This window comes from Burkholderia sp. Ax-1724 (genome assembly GCF_011752995.1).
Classification (GTDB): domain Bacteria; phylum Pseudomonadota; class Gammaproteobacteria; order Burkholderiales; family Burkholderiaceae; genus Paraburkholderia.
In genome coordinates, this window is sequence record NZ_VWWL01000003.1 from 259,980 (window position 1) to 277,176 (window position 17,197).

The 17,197-nt window shown below is 65.0% G+C and carries 14 protein-coding genes and 1 other RNA gene; 8 read left to right on the forward strand and 7 right to left on the reverse strand.

Annotated features, from left to right (window positions below):
- Positions 1–42 precede the first annotated feature (42 nt).
- The 7 genes from F3J19_RS05185 to ffs all read right to left on the reverse strand — a co-directional run bounded on the left by F3J19_RS05185 (position 43) and on the right by ffs (position 7,879).
- Entirely contained in the window at positions 43–855 is an 813-nt protein-coding gene (locus tag F3J19_RS05185; protein WP_167038475.1) for an ABC transporter ATP-binding protein, read from the reverse strand.
- A gap of 142 nt (positions 856–997) precedes the next feature.
- The gene (locus F3J19_RS05190; RefSeq protein ID WP_167038477.1) at positions 998–2,035 is read right to left on the reverse strand and encodes an ABC transporter substrate-binding protein; all 1,038 of its coding nucleotides are present in this window, start codon (positions 2,033–2,035) and stop codon (positions 998–1,000) included.
- A gap of 120 nt (positions 2,036–2,155) precedes the next feature.
- The gene (locus tag F3J19_RS05195; RefSeq protein ID WP_167038479.1) at positions 2,156–3,412 is read right to left on the reverse strand and encodes a CaiB/BaiF CoA-transferase family protein; all 1,257 of its coding nucleotides are present in this window, start codon (positions 3,410–3,412) and stop codon (positions 2,156–2,158) included.
- Between the two features lie 202 nt (positions 3,413–3,614).
- Entirely contained in the window at positions 3,615–4,211 is a 597-nt protein-coding gene (recR, locus tag F3J19_RS05200) for a recombination mediator RecR (RefSeq protein ID WP_013089345.1), read from the reverse strand.
- Between the two features lie 259 nt (positions 4,212–4,470).
- Positions 4,471–4,797, reverse strand: coding sequence for a YbaB/EbfC family nucleoid-associated protein (locus F3J19_RS05205; RefSeq protein ID WP_008923976.1), 327 nt, complete (start codon positions 4,795–4,797; stop codon positions 4,471–4,473).
- An 83-nt stretch (positions 4,798–4,880) separates the two neighbouring features.
- Positions 4,881–7,487, reverse strand: a complete 2,607-nt coding sequence (locus tag F3J19_RS05210; RefSeq protein WP_167038481.1) for a DNA polymerase III subunit gamma/tau — start codon at positions 7,485–7,487, stop codon at positions 4,881–4,883.
- A gap of 293 nt (positions 7,488–7,780) precedes the next feature.
- Positions 7,781–7,879, reverse strand: an RNA gene (gene ffs / locus F3J19_RS05215) — signal recognition particle sRNA small type.
- Positions 7,880–8,412: 533 nt separating this feature from the next.
- Between ffs and trxA the strand changes: the two genes are divergently transcribed.
- The 8 genes from trxA to F3J19_RS05255 all read left to right on the forward strand — a co-directional run bounded on the left by trxA (position 8,413) and on the right by F3J19_RS05255 (position 17,146).
- Entirely contained in the window at positions 8,413–8,739 is a 327-nt protein-coding gene (trxA, locus tag F3J19_RS05220) for a thioredoxin TrxA (protein WP_006048864.1), read from the forward strand.
- Between the two features lie 260 nt (positions 8,740–8,999).
- On the forward strand, positions 9,000–10,268 hold the full coding sequence (rho, locus tag F3J19_RS05225; protein ID WP_167038483.1) for a transcription termination factor Rho: 1,269 nt from the start codon (positions 9,000–9,002) through the stop codon (positions 10,266–10,268).
- A 424-nt stretch (positions 10,269–10,692) separates the two neighbouring features.
- Positions 10,693–11,526 (forward strand): M90 family metallopeptidase, encoded by an 834-nt coding sequence (locus tag F3J19_RS05230; protein ID WP_167038485.1) that lies wholly within the window; start codon positions 10,693–10,695, stop codon positions 11,524–11,526.
- A gap of 200 nt (positions 11,527–11,726) precedes the next feature.
- Positions 11,727–11,990: a type B 50S ribosomal protein L31 gene (locus F3J19_RS05235; protein ID WP_012400355.1), complete on the forward strand. Its 264-nt coding sequence runs from the start codon at positions 11,727–11,729 to the stop codon at positions 11,988–11,990.
- 372 nt (positions 11,991–12,362) lie between these two features.
- Entirely contained in the window at positions 12,363–14,120 is a 1,758-nt protein-coding gene (locus F3J19_RS05240; protein WP_167038487.1) for a glycosyltransferase family 39 protein, read from the forward strand.
- Between the two features lie 2 nt (positions 14,121–14,122).
- Positions 14,123–15,505: an MATE family efflux transporter gene (locus F3J19_RS05245; RefSeq protein WP_167038489.1), complete on the forward strand. Its 1,383-nt coding sequence runs from the start codon at positions 14,123–14,125 to the stop codon at positions 15,503–15,505.
- A gap of 313 nt (positions 15,506–15,818) precedes the next feature.
- Positions 15,819–16,442, forward strand: a complete 624-nt coding sequence (locus F3J19_RS05250) for a helix-hairpin-helix domain-containing protein (RefSeq protein ID WP_167038491.1) — start codon at positions 15,819–15,821, stop codon at positions 16,440–16,442.
- 272 nt (positions 16,443–16,714) lie between these two features.
- A complete protein-coding gene (locus tag F3J19_RS05255) occupies positions 16,715–17,146 on the forward strand; it encodes a YidB family protein (protein WP_167038493.1) in 432 nt (143 codons plus the stop codon).
- Positions 17,147–17,197: the final 51 nt, after the last annotated feature.

Sequence of the window (17,197 nt, forward strand, 5' to 3'; positions counted from 1 at the left end):
GCGTCTTCTTTTTCGATGTGCATGGCCGCCTGCGCGGCAGGCTTATACGGCGGTCATTTGCTGCTGATACCCCTTCAGCACCTCGTCGCGCAGCACGCTCCAGATCTGTGCATGCAGTTCGACGAAACGCGGATGCGAGCGAATCTCGGCGACGTCGCGCGGACGCGGCAGGTCGATCCTGAATTCGCCGATCGGATGCGTGCCCGGTCCCGCCGAGAGCACGACGACGCGGTCCGACATCGCGATCGCCTCGTCGAGATCGTGCGTGATGAAGAGCACCGCCTTGCGCTTCGCGGCCCACAGATCGAGCAGCTCGTTTTCCATGAGCTGGCGCGTTTGAATGTCGAGCGCGGAAAACGGCTCGTCCATCAGGATGATGTCGGGATCGAGTATCAGCGTCTGCGCCATCGCGACGCGCTTGCGCATGCCGCCCGAGAGCTGGTGCGGATAGCGGTCGCCGAAACCGCCGAGACCGACGCGCTTTAACCATTCGTCGGCTTTCGCGCGCGCGTCGGCCGCCGGTTCGCCGCGAAACGACAGGCCGGCCATCACGTTGTCGATCGCCGAGCGCCACGGCATCAGCGCGTCGGCCTGGAACATGTAGCCGGCGCGCCGGTTCAGGCCATCGAGCTTTTCGCCGAACACGCTGACTTCACCCGCCGACGGTTGCAGCAGACCCGCGCCGACGTTCAGCAGCGTGGACTTGCCGCAGCCGGTCGGCCCGACCACCGAGACGAACTCGCCCGGCTCGATGCGCAGCGTGGTGTCCTTGACCGCCGTGTAGCGCTGCGCCCGGTTATCGCGCGCGGCAAACGTGCAGGTGATGTTTTCCAGCGCAAGGGCGGCAACGGTCATCGTTCGGCTCGCTTCGGGGATCGGGATCGGTCGGGTTTCAGGTTCGGGCGGAGCGTCGCGGCGGCGAAGGCTCCGGGAGTGGCATGGACAGAACCCGCCATGCCATCCGGATCGCTCCCGAGGCGCTCGCACGCCGCCCTGTTTATGCCTTGACGGTCGCCAGCGCCTTCTTCACGAAGTCGTTGGTCCAGGTCTTCGACAGATCGATCTGTGCGTTCTGCACGACCGGATCGAAGGCCTTCAGCGTCTTCAGCGAGGTCGCGGGACCGTCGACGGGCATCAGGCCGTCGGGCGACATCGCTTCGCGCACGTGCTGCCATGCGTCGAGATAGAGCGCGCGGTCGCCGAGCAGATAGCTCTCCGGCACCGTGTTGATGAGTTCGCTGCCACTCGCGTTCTGCAGCCACTTGAGCGCGCGCACCATCGCATTGGTCAGCGCCTGGGTCGTGTTCGGGTTCTTCGTGATGAAGGCCTGCGACGCATACAGACAACCAGCGGGCATATCACCGCCGAACACGCTGTGCGTATCGGCAAGCGTGCGCGTATCCGAGACGACGCGCACGTCGCCCGCGCGCTCGAGGCGCGTCACGACCGGATCGAGATTGGCGATCGCGTCGATCTGCCCGGACTGCATCGCGGCGATCGCGCCGGCGCCCGCGCCGACGCCGATGAACGCGACGTCCTTCGCACTGAGCCCCGCTTTCGCGAGCACGAAGCTCGCCATGATCGACGTCGACGAACCCGGTGCGGTCACGCCGATCTTCTTGCCCTTCAGATCGGCGATCGACTTGTAGTTCGGCATCGTCTTCTTCGACACCGCGAGCACGATTTGCGGCGCGCGCCCTTGCAGCACGAATTCGCGGAAAAACTGCTTTTGCGCCTGCAGCAGCAGCGTGTGTTCGAACGCGCCGGAGACCACGTCCGCGCTGCCGCCGACCGCCGCCTTCAGCGCCTGCGAACCGCCGGCGAAATCGGAAATCTCGACCTCGAGCCCTTCGTCCTTGAAGTAATTGCGGCGCTCGGCGATCGTGAGCGGCAGGTAGTAGAACAGGTTCTTGCCGCCGACCGCGATCGCCACCTTCGTGGTTTCAGGCTTGCCCTGCGCAAAGGCAAGCGGCGTGGTGGCGAGCGTGGCGCCCGCGAGCGCGACGCCGCCGGCAAGGAAGGTTCTGCGTTGCATGGTCTGTTGTCTCCAGATTTTTGTTGTCCGGTTTTCCCGGCGTCGGTCGTGATGGCGTTCTTTGCGCCGCCTGTCGTGTCGCTTATTGTGTTGCTTCTGGTCTCGCCTGTTGCGTGCGCGTCAAACGATCTGTTGCGTGTGCAGCCTTGCAATGTCGTCAGCATCATAACCTAGCGATTGCAGGACTTCATCGGTATGTTCACCCAGTGCGGGGCCGAGCCAGCGCGTCTCGCCGGGCGTCGCCGAGAGCTTCGGCGTGACCGCCGGCAGCGTGATTTCGCGGCCGTCCTGCCACTTGAAACGCTCGATCATCTGCCGCGCGATGAACTGCGGATCGGCGAACATATCGGCCACGCTGTAGATGCGCCCGACCGGCACGTCGGCCGCGTTGAGCACCGCGAGCGCCTCGTCGATCGTGCGCGTGGAGAGCCACGCGGCAATCGCAGCGTCGATCTCCTGGGTGCGCGGCACGCGGCCGTCGTTATGCGCGAGCGCCGGGTCGTTCGCGAGATCGTCGCGTTCGATCGCGCTCATCAGGCGCTTGAAGATCGGATCGCTATTGCCGCCGATCACGATGCTGCCGTCGCGGCACGGATACGTGTTCGACGGCACGATGCCTGGCAGCGACGCGCCGGTGCGCTCGCGCACCATGCCGTACACACCGTACTCGGGCACCACGCTTTCCATCATGTTGAAGACGGCCTCGTACAGCGCGACGTCGACGACCTGCCCCTTGCCGCCGTTCACCTGCTTGTGATGCAGCGCCATCAGCGCGCCGATCACGCCATGCAGCGCCGCGATCGAATCGCCGATCGAAATGCCGATGCGCGGCGGCGGCAGATCCGGATAGCCGGTGATATGGCGCAGCCCGCCCATCGACTCCGCAATCGCGCCGAAGCCTGGCCGGTCGCGATACGGGCCGGTCTGACCGTAACCGGACAGCCGCACCATCACGAGGCCGGGGTTCTCGGCCGAGAGCACGTCATAACCGAGCCCGAGCTTTTCGAGCAGCCCGGGGCGGAAATTCTCGACGACGATATCGGCCTCTTTCGCGAGCCGCCGCACGATCTCCTTGCCCTCTTCGGCTTTCAGATTGATCGTGACGGACTTCTTGTTGCGCGCCTGCACGGCCCACCACAGCGATGTACCGCCGACTTCGGGATACAGCTTGCGCCATTTGCGCAGCGGATCGCCGCCTTTCGGGTCTTCGATCTTGATGACCTCGGCGCCGAATTCGCCGAGAAAACGTGCGGCGAACGGACCGGCGATCAGCGTGCCGAGTTCGAGCACCTTGACGCCGGCGAGCGGACCTTGGGTTTGAGTCTGGCCTTCGCGTCCAGCCGAGTCGCTCGTGCCTGCTTCGGGGGTGGCGCTCATGGGGCTCCTTATCTTCTCTCTGCGTCAAACCGCGGCGACGAACGCGCGGTGCGCGGTCGGGCCGCGCGCTTTTCGTTGCCGCCGCGGCGTGGCTTGCTCCCGCTCTTCACGCTCGCACTGCTCATGCTGGCGGCAACGCGAATCACGGCAAAAAGCAGTGCGCTTCGCCACAGCAATCGCACAACCGCACAACCGCGCCGCGCTACATCGAACGGCGATCGAGCATCGCGCGCGCGATCGTGCCGGCGTCGACATATTCGAGTTCGCCGCCGACCGGCACGCCGCGCGCGAGACGCGTGACCGCAAGCCCGCGCGCCTTGAGCGTCTGCCCGAGGTAGTGCGCGGTGGCTTCGCCTTCGTTGGTGAAATTGGTCGCGAGCACGACTTCCTTGACGACGCCATCCGAGGCGCGCTTCACGAGCCGGTCGAAATGAATCTCCTTCGGGCCGATGCCGTCGAGCGGACTGAGCCGCCCCATCAGCACGAAGTAAAGGCCGCGATAGGTCATCGTCTGTTCGAGCATGATCTGGTCGGCCGGCGTTTCGACGACGCACAGCAGCGACGGATCGCGCTCTTCATCGAGGCAGACCTCGCAGATCTGCGCTTCGGTAAACGTGTTGCACTTTTCGCAGTGGCGCAGATGCTCGGTGGCGAACAGCAGCGAGCGGCCGAGTTTTTCGGCGCCTTCGCGATCGTGCTGCATCAGGTGATACGCCATGCGTTGCGCGGACTTGGGCCCGACACCGGGCAGCACACGCAGCGCTTCGACGAGCGCCGACAGGGCGGAAGGTTGTTTCATGCGGATCGGCGTCGAAGTGGATGAGGCTCTGGTGGGCGAATCGAGGTGCGGGCGCGCCGCGCGAAGCGTGCTTCGGCGCGACGGTGACGTTGAAGTTCGCAACGTCCGCGGCGGCGGCACGTTCGGCCTCGCCTTTCGCGCGGCGGATGCCTGCGGATGCTTTCAGTCCCCGCAGCCCGCACACGTCGCGCGCCGTCTCAGCGCCTGCGCGCACGCCACGGCGACGGGCGCCGCGGCATTCGCCCTCGTGACAGCAGATTCAGAACGGCAGCTTGAAGCCCGGCGGCAGCGGCAGGCCCGCGGTCATGCCGCCCATCTTTTCCTGGGCGGTCGCCTCGGCCTTGCGCACGGCGTCGTTGAACGCGGCGGCGACGAGGTCTTCCAGCATGTCCTTGTCGTCGGCAAGCAGGCTCGGATCGATCGACACGCGGCGCACGTCGTTCTTGCAGGTCATCGTCACCTTGACGAGACCGGCGCCCGACTGCCCCTCGACTTCGATCTGCGCGAGTTGCTCCTGCATCTTCTTCATGTTTTCCTGCATCTGCTGGGCTTGCTTCATCAGCCCGGCGAGTTGGCCTTTCATCATGGACATGCTCCTTCTGGATAGCGTGAAATCCGGGGTTCCGGCGCCGTGCTCCGACGACGCCGCAAAGGGTGGATCAGGTTGGATCAGTGGGCCGGCGACGCGCCGTTGGCGGCGTCCGGGGTAAGCGGGCGGATCGAGCCGTCGACGATGCTCGCGCCGAATTCGCGAATCAGCGACTGCACGAACGGATCGGCGCGAATCTCGCGCTCGGCTTCCTGCTGGCGCTGGGCGCGCTGCGCGGCGTCGTGCGCGGCGGCCGTGCGGCGCGCCGGGCCGACCTCGACCTGCACGTCGACGCTCTGGCCAAGCCGCTCGGCGAGCGCCACCTTCAGTTTAGCGACCTGCGACGCTTCCGCGTATTGCGGCACCGGTACGTTGAGCCTGAGCGTGTTGCCGTCGAGCGCCATCAGTTCGCTGTTGAACGCGAGCTGGTACGAAATGCCCTTCAACGGCAGATCGACCGCGAGCGCGGGCCAGTCGCCCGTGAAGCCGAGCGGATCGAGCGGCACGGCGGGCGGCAGCGGGCGCGTATCGACGACCGGCGCGGGAGCCGGTTTCGCGGGTGCGCGGTCCATGCGGACGTCGTCGGGGCCGCGATCGAATACGGGTACGTAGTTATCGTCCGGCGGGACGAAATAGGCGTCGTCCGCAGCCGAGACCGGCATGTAGTCGTCGGGCGGCATGTCGTCCCACGGCGGGACTGACGAGCCGTCCGGCTCCGCGCTGCTGCTGCGCGGCGACGATGCTTGCGCGGCGGCGCTGGCCGTTCCCGTCGCCTCTTGTGGCGCACGGCGCGGCGCGCCCGGTGTCGGCACCGGGACGACTACGCGCGGTGTGGCCGGCTTCGGTGTCGCGGGTGCGGCAGGCGCCGTGCCCGAAGTCGCGCGGCCGCGGTTCGAAGATACCTTGAGGCCGGCGTTACGCAGCACGTCGAGTGCGGCGCTCGCGCCGCCGGCACGACGCGCAGTGGAATCGGCTGCGGCTTGCGCGGTTGTCGAGGTGGGCTGTGCCTGTTCCTCTGGCTCATCCCGCTCCTGCATCTGCGATGCGGCTTGCCCGGTGCCGGCATGCGCGGCTGTTGCGGACGCGGCCGGCGCGGATGCCGGCGCTGCGTGATCGGTCAGCGCTGGCGAAGCCGACTCGGCCGAGTCAGCGCTGGCGGCGTTTTCGCCCGTGGGCATGTCTTCCCAAGGCGCCACCGGACGCTCCGCGGCTGCTGGCGACGCATCGCCGATGCCGGCAGACGTCGCCTTGCCCTCAGCCGCAACCGGCTCGCCTTCACCGACGACTTCGGCATCGGACGATTGCGATGCCGCCGACGCTTGCGTGACCACAGCCGGTTGCACAACCGGCGCGGCGGATTTCACCGCCTCGCGTTGATCTCCGCTGACATCGCCGCCAGCCTGCGGCCCGCGAACCGCCGCGGCTGCCGGCATCGCATCGCGCGTGCTCGCGGCCGGCACCGACGGAGCCACCGCAGCAGACGATCCCGACGGCGCACGCAACGCGGCAACCGTCGGCGCGCCCGAGCGCTTCGCACCCGCCGCGCCCGCGCCGCCTGCCTGCGAACCCGCGCCTGCCGTTCCACCGCCGCCACCGCCGTCCGGCGCCGGCTCGAACGCGAGCATGCGCAGCAGCGTCATCGTGAAACCGGCGTACTCGTCGGGCGCGAGCCCCAGTTCGCTTCGGCCGATCGTCGCGATCTGATAGAACAGTTGCACCTGCTCGGGACTCATCGCCTCGGCGAAGCGGCGCAGATCGGCCGCCTCCGGCCATTCGTCGAGCACCGACGACGGCGCGAACTGCGCCCATGCGATCCGATGCAGCAAGCTCGCGAGATCCTGCAGCGCCGTCGAAAACGACAGGCTGCGCAGCGCCATTTCGTCGGCAACCGCGAGCACCGCCGCGCCGTCGCCCTGCGCGAGCGCGTCGAGCAGACGGATCAGATAGCTCTGGTCGAGCGCGCCGAGCATGCCGCGCACCGCGTCCTCGCTGACCTGGTTCGCCGAATAGGCGATCGCCTGATCGGTCAGCGAAAGCGCGTCGCGCATCGAGCCGTCGGCCGCGCGCGCGAGCAGACGCAGCGCCTGCGCGTCGTACGGCACCTGCTCTTCGCCGAGAATGCGTTCGAGATGCGACACGATATGACCGGCCGGCATCTGCTTCAGATTGAACTGCAGACAGCGCGACAGCACCGTGACCGGAATCTTCTGCGGGTCGGTGGTCGCGAGAATGAATTTGACGTGTGGCGGCGGTTCTTCGAGCGTCTTCAGCATCGCGTTGAAGGCGTGGTTCGTCAGCATGTGCACTTCGTCGATCATATAGACCTTGAAGCGCGCATCGACGGGCGCGTACACCGCGCGCTCGAGCAGCGCGGCCATTTCGTCGACGCCGCGATTGCTCGCCGCGTCCATCTCGACGTAATCGACGAAACGCCCCTCATCGATCTCGCGACACGCGCGGCACACGCCGCACGGTGTCGAGGTCACGCCGGTCTCGCAGTTCAGCGCTTTGGCGAAGATGCGCGACAGCGTGGTCTTGCCGACGCCGCGCGTGCCGGTAAACAGATAGGCGTGGTGCAGACGGCCACCGTCGAGCGCATGGGTGAGCGCGCGCACCACGTGCTCCTGTCCGACGAGCGAAGCGAAATCCTTCGGCCGCCATTTGCGTGCGAGAACTTGATAGGTCATCCGGAAATTGTATCAGTAACGATGCGGCGAAAAACCGAATCGGACACGAGCGCGAGCGCGCGTTGCCGCGCCCCTCGGACAGGCTGACGAAGCATCGTGGAAAGCCGGTGACATTCGCGGCCGCATGCGCGACGGCCGCCGGAAAAAGAAGCGGCGATGAGCGATCACGATGGACGCGCGCATTGACCACGACGATGCTCTAGGCGAACGCGGCAGGCAATGAAAACGAAAACCGGAAATGGCTGCGGAGAAACCGCGAAAGAAAACCGCTACGGGGAAAAACAGAAGAGGAAGGTGACGAGCCCGACCCTCGGCACTGGTGGAAAACGGCTGTGGCTGCTTCGTTCCCGACCTGACCAGGTTGACCATCCCTCCATGCGAGGAGGCCCGTCACGAAAGATTCTATCATTGCTTGGCGCATCGCGCGACTGTTAATACGAGCAAAGCGAGTTCGGCGCATGGGATCAGACACTTCGCGACACCCGCCCTCTCGTTGCCTTCGTCGCCTCTCTATATATAGATGAGCACATGCCGAAATCGCGTCCACGCACCGCACTTGAGTTCGGCACGCCCGCCTCCATCTACGTTGCGTCGCGATGACCGTACATCAATCAGTCACAGTAACGGGAATCAAGGGAACCCGATGGCGCTTCACCGGCAGTCGTTGGCCCCACTGCCTTTGTGAGTACTATCGCCCCCGGCAACGCATAGCGAATTAAGCTACACTGCCAGTTGAAAGACCCGCAAACGCGAGTCTTTCCGCTCATTCCGTGAAAATCCGGTGTCTTTTCAGACTGTTTTCGGGTTTTCGCAGGCATGCGCGGCAAGACTCAGGGCGCGGCAAAACGAACGGAAGTTTTCCCGGTTTTTGACGTATCGTGGCGAGCAATTCAGGCGGGCCTCGAACCGATAGAGGTATTCATAAATGAGCGAACAAATCAAACATATCAGCGACGCATCGTTCGAACAGGACGTAGTGAAATCCGACAAACCCGTGCTGCTCGATTTCTGGGCCGAATGGTGCGGTCCGTGCAAGATGATCGCGCCGATCCTCGACGAAGTCGCGAAGGATTACGCAGATCGCCTGCAAATCGCGAAGATCAATGTGGACGAGCATCAGTCCACGCCGGTCAAGTTCGGCGTGCGCGGCATCCCCACGCTGATCCTGTTCAAGAACGGCGCAGTCGCCGCTCAGAAAGTCGGCGCATTGTCGAAGTCGCAACTCACCGCGTTCCTCGACGGCAACCTGTAAAGCAACGCCGCGGCGCAGGCGGACTCGCGGCACTCAGCAAGCGCTTCCGCCAGAACGCCTGACCCGTGCGTACCCACCGGGCGTGTTGTCAGCCGGCAACACGCCCCGCGAGAAAGAGGCCACGCCGCCGCACTGGCGGAAATTGGCGTGTGCTATGCTAGAATCCGCACAACGTCGAAAAGACGTGTAAGTCTTTGAGCGTTCCGCTCACCCTCCTCCCAGATTTCATTTCGTCGCACCTTCTCCTGCGGGTTCTCCGTATGCATTTATCCGAGCTTAAGACTCTGCACGTGTCCCAATTGATCGAGATGGCCAATGGCCTCGAGATCGAAAGCGCGAACCGCCTGCGCAAGCAGGAATTGATGTTCGCCATTCTAAAAAAACGAGCCAAAGCGGGCGACACGATCTTCGGCGACGGCACGCTCGAAGTGCTGCCGGACGGTTTCGGTTTCCTGCGTTCGCCGGAAACGTCCTACCTCGCCAGCACGGATGATATTTACATCAGCCCGTCGCAAATCCGCCGCTTCAACCTGCATACGGGCGACACGATCGAAGGCGAAGTGCGCACGCCGAAAGACGGCGAACGCTATTTCGCGCTGGTGAAGGTGGACAAGGTCAACGGCCAGCCGCCGGAGGCCTCGAAGCACAAGATCATGTTCGAAAACCTGACGCCGCTGCACCCGAACAAGGTGCTGCTGCTCGAACGTGAAATGCGTGGCGAAGAAAACGTGACGGGCCGCATCATCGACATGATCGCGCCGATCGGCAAAGGCCAGCGCGGCCTGCTCGTCGCCTCGCCGAAGTCGGGCAAGACCGTCATGCTTCAGCACATCGCGCATGCAATCAAACAGAACCATCCCGACGTCAAGCTGTTCGTGCTGCTGATCGACGAACGTCCGGAAGAAGTGACGGAAATGCAGCGTTCGGTGGCGGGCGAAGTGATCGCTTCCACGTTCGACGAACCGGCCGCGCGTCACGTGCAGGTCGCCGAAATGGTGATCGAAAAGGCCAAGCGTCTCGTCGAAATGAAGAACGACGTGGTGATCCTGCTCGACTCGATCACGCGGCTCGCGCGCGCCTACAACACCGTCGTGCCGGCCTCGGGCAAGGTGCTCACCGGCGGTGTCGACGCGAACGCGCTGCAGCGCCCGAAGCGCTTCTTCGGCGCGGCGCGCAATATCGAGGAAGGCGGCTCGCTGACCATCATCGGCACGGCGCTGATCGAAACCGGCAGCCGTATGGACGACGTGATCTACGAAGAGTTCAAGGGCACCGGCAACATGGAAGTGCACCTCGAGCGACGCCTCGCCGAGAAGCGCGTCTACCCGTCGATCAACCTGAACAAATCGGGCACGCGCCGCGAAGAGTTGCTGATCAAGCCCGAAGTGCTGCAGAAAATCTGGGTGCTGCGCAAGTTCATCCACGACATGGACGAAGTCGAGTCGATGGAATTCCTGCTCGACAAGATCCGTCAGACGAAGAGCAACTCCGAGTTCTTCGACATGATGCGTCGCGGTGGCGGCAGCTAACGCATGACGACGCATGCTGGCTGTATGTAAAGGCTGGCGACTGCATCATCGAATGCAAAACCGCTCGCGATCCGCGAGCGGTTTTTTTTCGCCTATGCCGCTTGCTCCGCGCATCGCCAGCGTCGTCAAACATGCCCGTCTATCGGTTCAAGTGTCGACACGCTCGGCACCAGCCCGCCGCCGGGATCATCGTCGGGCCGGCATCGGTTCACGCTGCATCGGAGTCGCCTCGCGGGGGCCGCGAGTCCGTACAATCCGGTGTACCGGGACACACTCGCGAGTCGCACGACCAGCGCGGATGCTCGCGCGGCAGACAAGCTTTCCGGCTTCGCCCAACGGTTTTAATCCGCCGATCGGCGTCGCGCTACGCGGCGCCCTGTTCACCGTGCAGCAAAAACAGATCGACTAGAGGTAGGCTCACGCCATGCTCTCGAAACTCACCGACTGGCTCGGCACACGCCGCCGCGAGCGCGCGCTGCGCGATTACGCAATCGACAAGCCGCTGTGGCAGGCCACGCTCGACGGCTTGCCGTTTCTCGCGCATCTCGATGCGCCCGATCTCGCGCGGCTGCGCGAGCTGACGAGCCTGTTCATCGCGCAAAAGGAGTTCTCCACCGCGCACGAACTGGAGCTGACCGACGCAATGACGGTCGGCATCGCCGTGCAAGCCTGCCTGCCCGTGCTGAACCTGGGCCTCGATCTGTACCGCGGCTGGGTCGGCGTGATCGTCTATCCGGGTGAATTCGTGATTCGCAAGACCGTCGAGGACGAAGACGGCGTCGTCCACGAGATCGAGCACGATGCGAGCGGCGAGGCGTGGCAAGGCGGGCCCGTGGTGCTGTCGTGGGAAGACGCGCAGATGACGGACGGCACCGACGCGTACAACGTCGTGATCCACGAGTTCGCGCACAAGATCGACATGCTGAACGGCGAAGCGGACGGCCACCCGCCGCTGCTGCGCCGCTGGCACGCGCCGCTCGATAGCGGGGCATGGGCCGACGTGTTCGACCACGCGTACGACCAGTTCTGCGCGAAGGTCGACGCGGTGCCGGAACACCGCTGGGTGCGTTTCGAGCGCGACTCGCTGATCGATCCGTATGCGGCCGATCATCCGTCGGAATTTTTTGCCGTGTGCAGCGAGGCGCTGTTCGTGCGGCCGCAAGCGTTCGAGGCCGAGTATCCGGAACTGTACCGGCTGCTCGCGCGCTACTACCGGCAGGACCCGGCGCGCGTGAGGCTGAGCTTCGCGCCGGTTTGATGGCAGCGCCGGGGGGCCGCCGGCGCCATTCAATGAGCCGAGGCAAGGCCAAGAGAAACCGCTGGCAGAAAATTCGCCAAGCAACTGATTTTCTGGCATAATCGCGGTTTTTCGACCGTAGGCAAGTGGCTCGCGCCTGAAGGCAGTCCGATTATCGAGGCTGCACGCGGGTTGGCTACCGCCAGATTAAAGGAAAGACCATGAAAGAAGGCATTCACCCGGATTACCGCGAAGTCCTGTTCATCGACATGTCGAACGACTTCAAGTTCGTGACGCGCTCGACCATCCAGACGCGTGAAACCGCCGAATTCAACGGCAAGACCTACCCGCTCGCAAAGATCGAAGTGTCGTCGGAATCGCATCCGTTCTACACCGGCCAGCAAAAGATCATGGACACGGCAGGCCGCGTCGAGAAGTTCAACAAGAAGTTCGGCGCACGCGCTTCGGGCAAGGCAGCAAAGTAATACCGCATCGTCGCCGGCCTCGGGCCGGCAGCGAAGCAAAAAAAGGGCAGCGCGAGCTGCCCTTTTTCGTATCGCCTGCTTTCGCCTGCGTTTGTGTCCGCTTCTGCGTCCGATTTTGTGCCCGCGTTTGTAGCCGCTTCCGCTCACCGCCCTGCTCACTGCCACACGCTCCCTGGCGTTCCCGCGCGCGTACTCCGCTCGCACCACCGCTATCGCCACTGTTACAGCACGCACAAGGACGTTGCCAGCCGTTACCGCCCGTGACGCGCATCGCACGGCACGTCTACAATGCCGGATGCTCGAGACGGGCCCTTCCGCCCTGACCCGCCGGCCCGCTCCGGCTGCATCGCCTATCCAATACCGACACACCGCATGAGACCTGTCGTTCGCCTCACTGCCTCAGCAACCAGTGCCTTGCCGCGCTGGCTGCTGCTGACCATCTGTATCGTCTATGCATCGTTCGGCCTGTTCGGTCGCGACCCGTGGAAGAACGAGGACGCAGCCGGCTTCGGTGTCATGTGGACCATGGCGAACGGCGGCGCCCACGACTGGCTGCTGCCGAACCTCGTCGGCAAATATATGACCGAGGACGGCCCGCTCGGCTACTGGCTCGGCGCCAGTGCGATCCGCGTGCTCGCGCCGTGGGTCGATGCGAGCAACGCCTCGCGCGTATTCACGGGCCTGCTGTTCTGCGCGGGCTGCGCGTTCGTCTGGTATGCCGCTTACCTGCTCGGCCGGCGCGCCGAGGTCCAGCCGTTCAAATATGCGTTCGGCGGCGAGCCGGAACCGCGCGACTACGGCCGCACGCTCGGCGACGGCGCGCTGCTGATCCTGCTCGCATGCTTCGGCCTCGCCGAGCGCGGTCACGAAACCACGCCGCAACTCGCGCAGTTCGTCTGCATCGCAATGCTCGTGTACGGCCTCGTGCGCATGATCGACAAGCCGATCCAGGGCGCGCTGATCTGGGGTCTCGCGATCGGCCTCGTCACGCTCGCGAGCAGTCCCGTGCTGGTCGGCGCGCTGCTGCTCGGCACGCTCGCGATGACGCTGATCGTGCGCGAAACGCGCTCGCGCTGGCTGCTGCTCGCGGGTCTGCCGGTCGCGCTCGTGCTCGCGATATCGTGGCCGCTCATCGCCATCGCCGCCTTCCCCGACGACGCCGTCTGGTATCTGAACCAGTGGGTCCACGTCAGCCTGATTTCGTTCGCGGGGCCGCCCGGCTCGGTCGCCGCCTATGCGCTGAAAAACCTGCCGCTCTTCACCTGGCCCGCATGGCCGCTCGCGCTGTGGTCGTGGTTCAGCTGGAAGGGGCTGCGCCGTGCGCCGCACGTGGCAATTCCACTTTCGGTGATCGGTCCGCTCTTCGTGCTCGTCGTGCTGCAAAGCCACCAGTCGAACCGGCTCTATATGCTGTTGCTGCCGCCGCTCGCGGTGCTGGCGACCTTCGCGCTGCCGACTCTCAAGCGCGGCGCGATCAATGCGATCGACTGGTTCGCACTGTTGAGCTTCACGATTCTCGGCAGCTTCGTGTGGCTCGTGTACGTGGCTAGCCTCACCGGTTTTCCGCATCCGCTCGCGCGCAATCTGGCTCGGCTCGCGCCGGGCTTCGTGCCGCAGTTCAAAATTCTCTCGTTCGTGTGCGCGGTGGCCGTGACCGTGTGCTGGTTCGTGCTCGTGCGCTGGCGTCTCGCGCGTCATCCGAAGGTGCTGTGGCGCAGCGTCGTGCTCTCGAGCGCCGGCACCACGCTGATGTGGGTGCTGCTGATGACCCTCTGGCTGCCGGTCGTCAACTACAGCCGGACCTACCGCGACGTCGCGCAACAGATCGCGAGCCATCTGCCCGAGGACTACACCTGCATCTCGCCCGTGCGGCTCGGCAATGCGCAGATCGCGACCTTCGCCTATTTCGGCGACATGCACTTCGCGTTCGACCAGGACTGCGACGTGATCCTGCGCCAGGACACGCAGGAGTACGGCGATCCGAGCGCGATGCCCGACTACATCTGGAAGCTCGTCTGGGAAGGCCGCCGCGCCGCCGACCGCGACGAACGCTTCCGCCTGTACGTGCGCATCGACCGTCCGAAGCCGCCGCCCGGCAAGCGGCGCGGCTGGCGCAAGAGGCTCGACTGACGATGTTCGCCGACATACGGAAAATCGCCGCGCTCGCGTGGCCCGTATTGATCGGCCAACTGGCGATCATCGCCTTTGGCGTGATCGATACGGCGATGGTCGGCCGCTACTCGGCCGTCGATCTGGCCGCGCTCGGTCTCGGTTCGTCGATCTACGTGTCGGTCTATATCAGCCTGACCGGCATCCTCACCGCATTGCAGCCGATTGCCGCGCAGCTCTACGGCGCGCGCCGCCATGGCGAGATCGGCGAGGAAGTGCGCCAGTCGTTCTGGCTCGCCGCCGCGCTGACCGTGATCGGCTTTCTGATCCTGTTCTTTCCGGGGCCGCTGCTGGCACTCTCCCGCGTGCCCGAGGCGCTGCACGAACGCACGCTCGCGTATCTGCGGATTCTTGCGTTCGGCCTGCCCGCCGGCCTCGCGTTTCGCGTCTACAGTTCGGTCGCCAATGCGCTCGGCAAGCCGCGGCTCGTGATGTTCCTGCAGATCGGCGCGCTGCTGCTCAAGATCCCGCTCAATACGTGGCTCATTTTCGGCGGCCTCGGTGTGCCGGCGCTCGGCGGTCCCGGCTGCGCGCTCGCCAGCACCGCGCTCAACTGGGGACTCGCCGTGCTCGGCATGCTGCTGCTCGTGCGCGTCGACGTGTTCAGGCCGCTCGGCATCTTCACGCACTTCTGCTGGCCAGTCTGGAAGCGTCAGGTGGCGCAGTTGCGGCTCGGCATTCCGATGGGTCTGTCGTACCTGATCGAAGTCACCTCGTACACGTTCATGGCGCTCTTTATCGCGCGCTTCGGCACGACGACGCTCGCGGGGCATCAGATCGCCGGCAATATCGGCGCGGTGCTCTACATGACGCCGCTGTCGATCGGCATCGCATCGTCGACGCTCGTCGCCCAGGCGCTCGGTGCGCATAAGCCGGACGCGGCGCGCACGCTGTCGCGTCACGGCATCGCGATGGCGGTGGCGATCGCCTGCTGCTATGGCGCGCTCGTGCTTCTGCTGCGGCCGTATATCGTCGACGGTTATACGACCGACGCGCAGGTCGCGGCGAAGGCGTTGCCGCTCGTGCTGATCGTCGTCTGCTATCACCTGTTCGACGCGTTGCAGATCTCGACCGCGTTCGTGTTGCGCGCCTACAAGGTGGCGGTCGTGCCGACCGTGATCTATGCGGTTGCGCTGTGGGGCGTCGGGCTCGGCGGCGGCTACCTGCTCGGCTTCGATACGACCGGCGTCACGCCACCGTGGCTGACCGGCGCGCGCGGCTTCTGGGTCGCGAATACGGCGAGTCTCGCGCTGGCCGGAATCGGCCTGTTCGTGTACTGGCGCTTCGTGAGCCGGCGACATATGCGCGAAGCTGTAGGAATGAAGGTGGATTCGGCTGCGCGATAAAGCGGCTGTGGGTGGCTGCGTGTGGTTGCGGGTAGGATCGGGAGAAAGCGGGGTTTGAATCGGAAGATTCAAACGGCAACGGCGAATTCTCGCAACGACGGCTTCAAGGAGACTATGCAGACCATGCTATCCGGCTGGCAAAAAGTTTAAATATTGTCCGCCGCGATTTACTTGTCTCGAAACGATCGGTATAAATCGTCCGCGTTCGCAAATAAGGGCCGGCGATTTGTTCTATGCTTAAGCGCAGCGCCGCTCGACAGAATGCGTCGTCCGTTCCCGGCTAACTTTTTTTGCCCTCAATGGAGTGCTTGCCATGCTGAAGAAGCTTTTAATGCTTTGCGTTGCTGTGGCTTTGTCGCTGTCGGCCGGTTTTGCCGCAGCCGTTGAAGTGAATTCCGCCGATCAGGCGGGGCTCGAATCGGTCAAGGGCATCGGCCCCGTGCATGCGAAAGCGATCATCGACGAGCGGACCAAAAACGGCCCGTTCAAGGATGCCGATGATCTCGCCGCGCGGGTGAAGGGCATCGGCACCAAATCGGTCCAGAATCTCGAAGCGGCCGGCCTGACGATCAACGGCTCGTCCGCGCCGCCGACCGGCGCGAAGGCATCCACGAAATCGGCCAGCACGAAGGCCGCACCGGCAGCGGCTCCGGCTGCGACCACGGCGGCTCCCGCGCCGACCACCGCCGCACCCGCGGCTACGACCGCAGCACCGGCACCGGCTGCCACGACCGCACCGGCCGCGCCCACGCAAGCGTCCGCGGCGAAACCGTCGAAGTCGAAGAAGAAGAGCAAAGCCGCCGCAGCCGAGGCAGCGGCCGCATCGGCACCGGTAGCCGCTGCGAGCGCGCCGGCTGCCGCATCCGGCACCAAGGCCTCGAAGAAGAAGGCGAAGAAGAGCAAGGCGGCATCGGCCGCCGCGGCTTCCGGCGCATAACGCTGCCGCAGACGTACCGAAGCCCTACCGCAGCAACGCATCGAGCAGCACGAGCAGCAACACGCCAGGACGTGGCCGGCGGCATCGCGAATCCATGCTGCAAGGCCGTGCTTCAGGCCCGCGCAACACGCGAACGAATGCAGACGATTCACGCGTAACGTGCGTGGCCAAGCCGCCCGCCACCGTTCTTCCGTTTCAACGTGCCGCGCAACCGCGCGGCGCTTTCACCCGCCAGGCCGCCATGCGCGCGCCGGCATTCAAGAGAGACCGTCATGAGCCTACTCGACACTATCGGTTCCCTGATTGGCAAGTCGCCCGAAGGCGGCGGCCAGCAAGCGCTGATCGCAGCCGCGCTCGAATTCGTCAACAACCAGCCGGGCGGCCTGAACGGCCTGGTCCAGCGCTTCCAGGAAAAGGGCCTCGGCGACGTCGTGTCCTCGTGGGTCGGCAACGGCGAGAACCAGCCGATCGCCGCCGATGCGCTGCATGGCGTGCTCGGCTCGGAAGCCGTGACCAGCCTCGCCGCGAAGGCCGGCATCCAGCCCGATCAGGTGACGGGCCTGCTCTCGCAGATCCTGCCGCACGTCGTCAACGCGGCCACGCCGGAAGGCGAAGTGCCGGCCAGCGGCCAGTTGAACACGACCTCGGTGCTCGGCGCACTCGGCGGCATCGCATCGCTGCTCGGCAACAAGGGCAACGCTTAAGCGCGGCGATTCGCTCGCAACCCGGAACCCGCGGCGCGCGCCCAAGCCCGC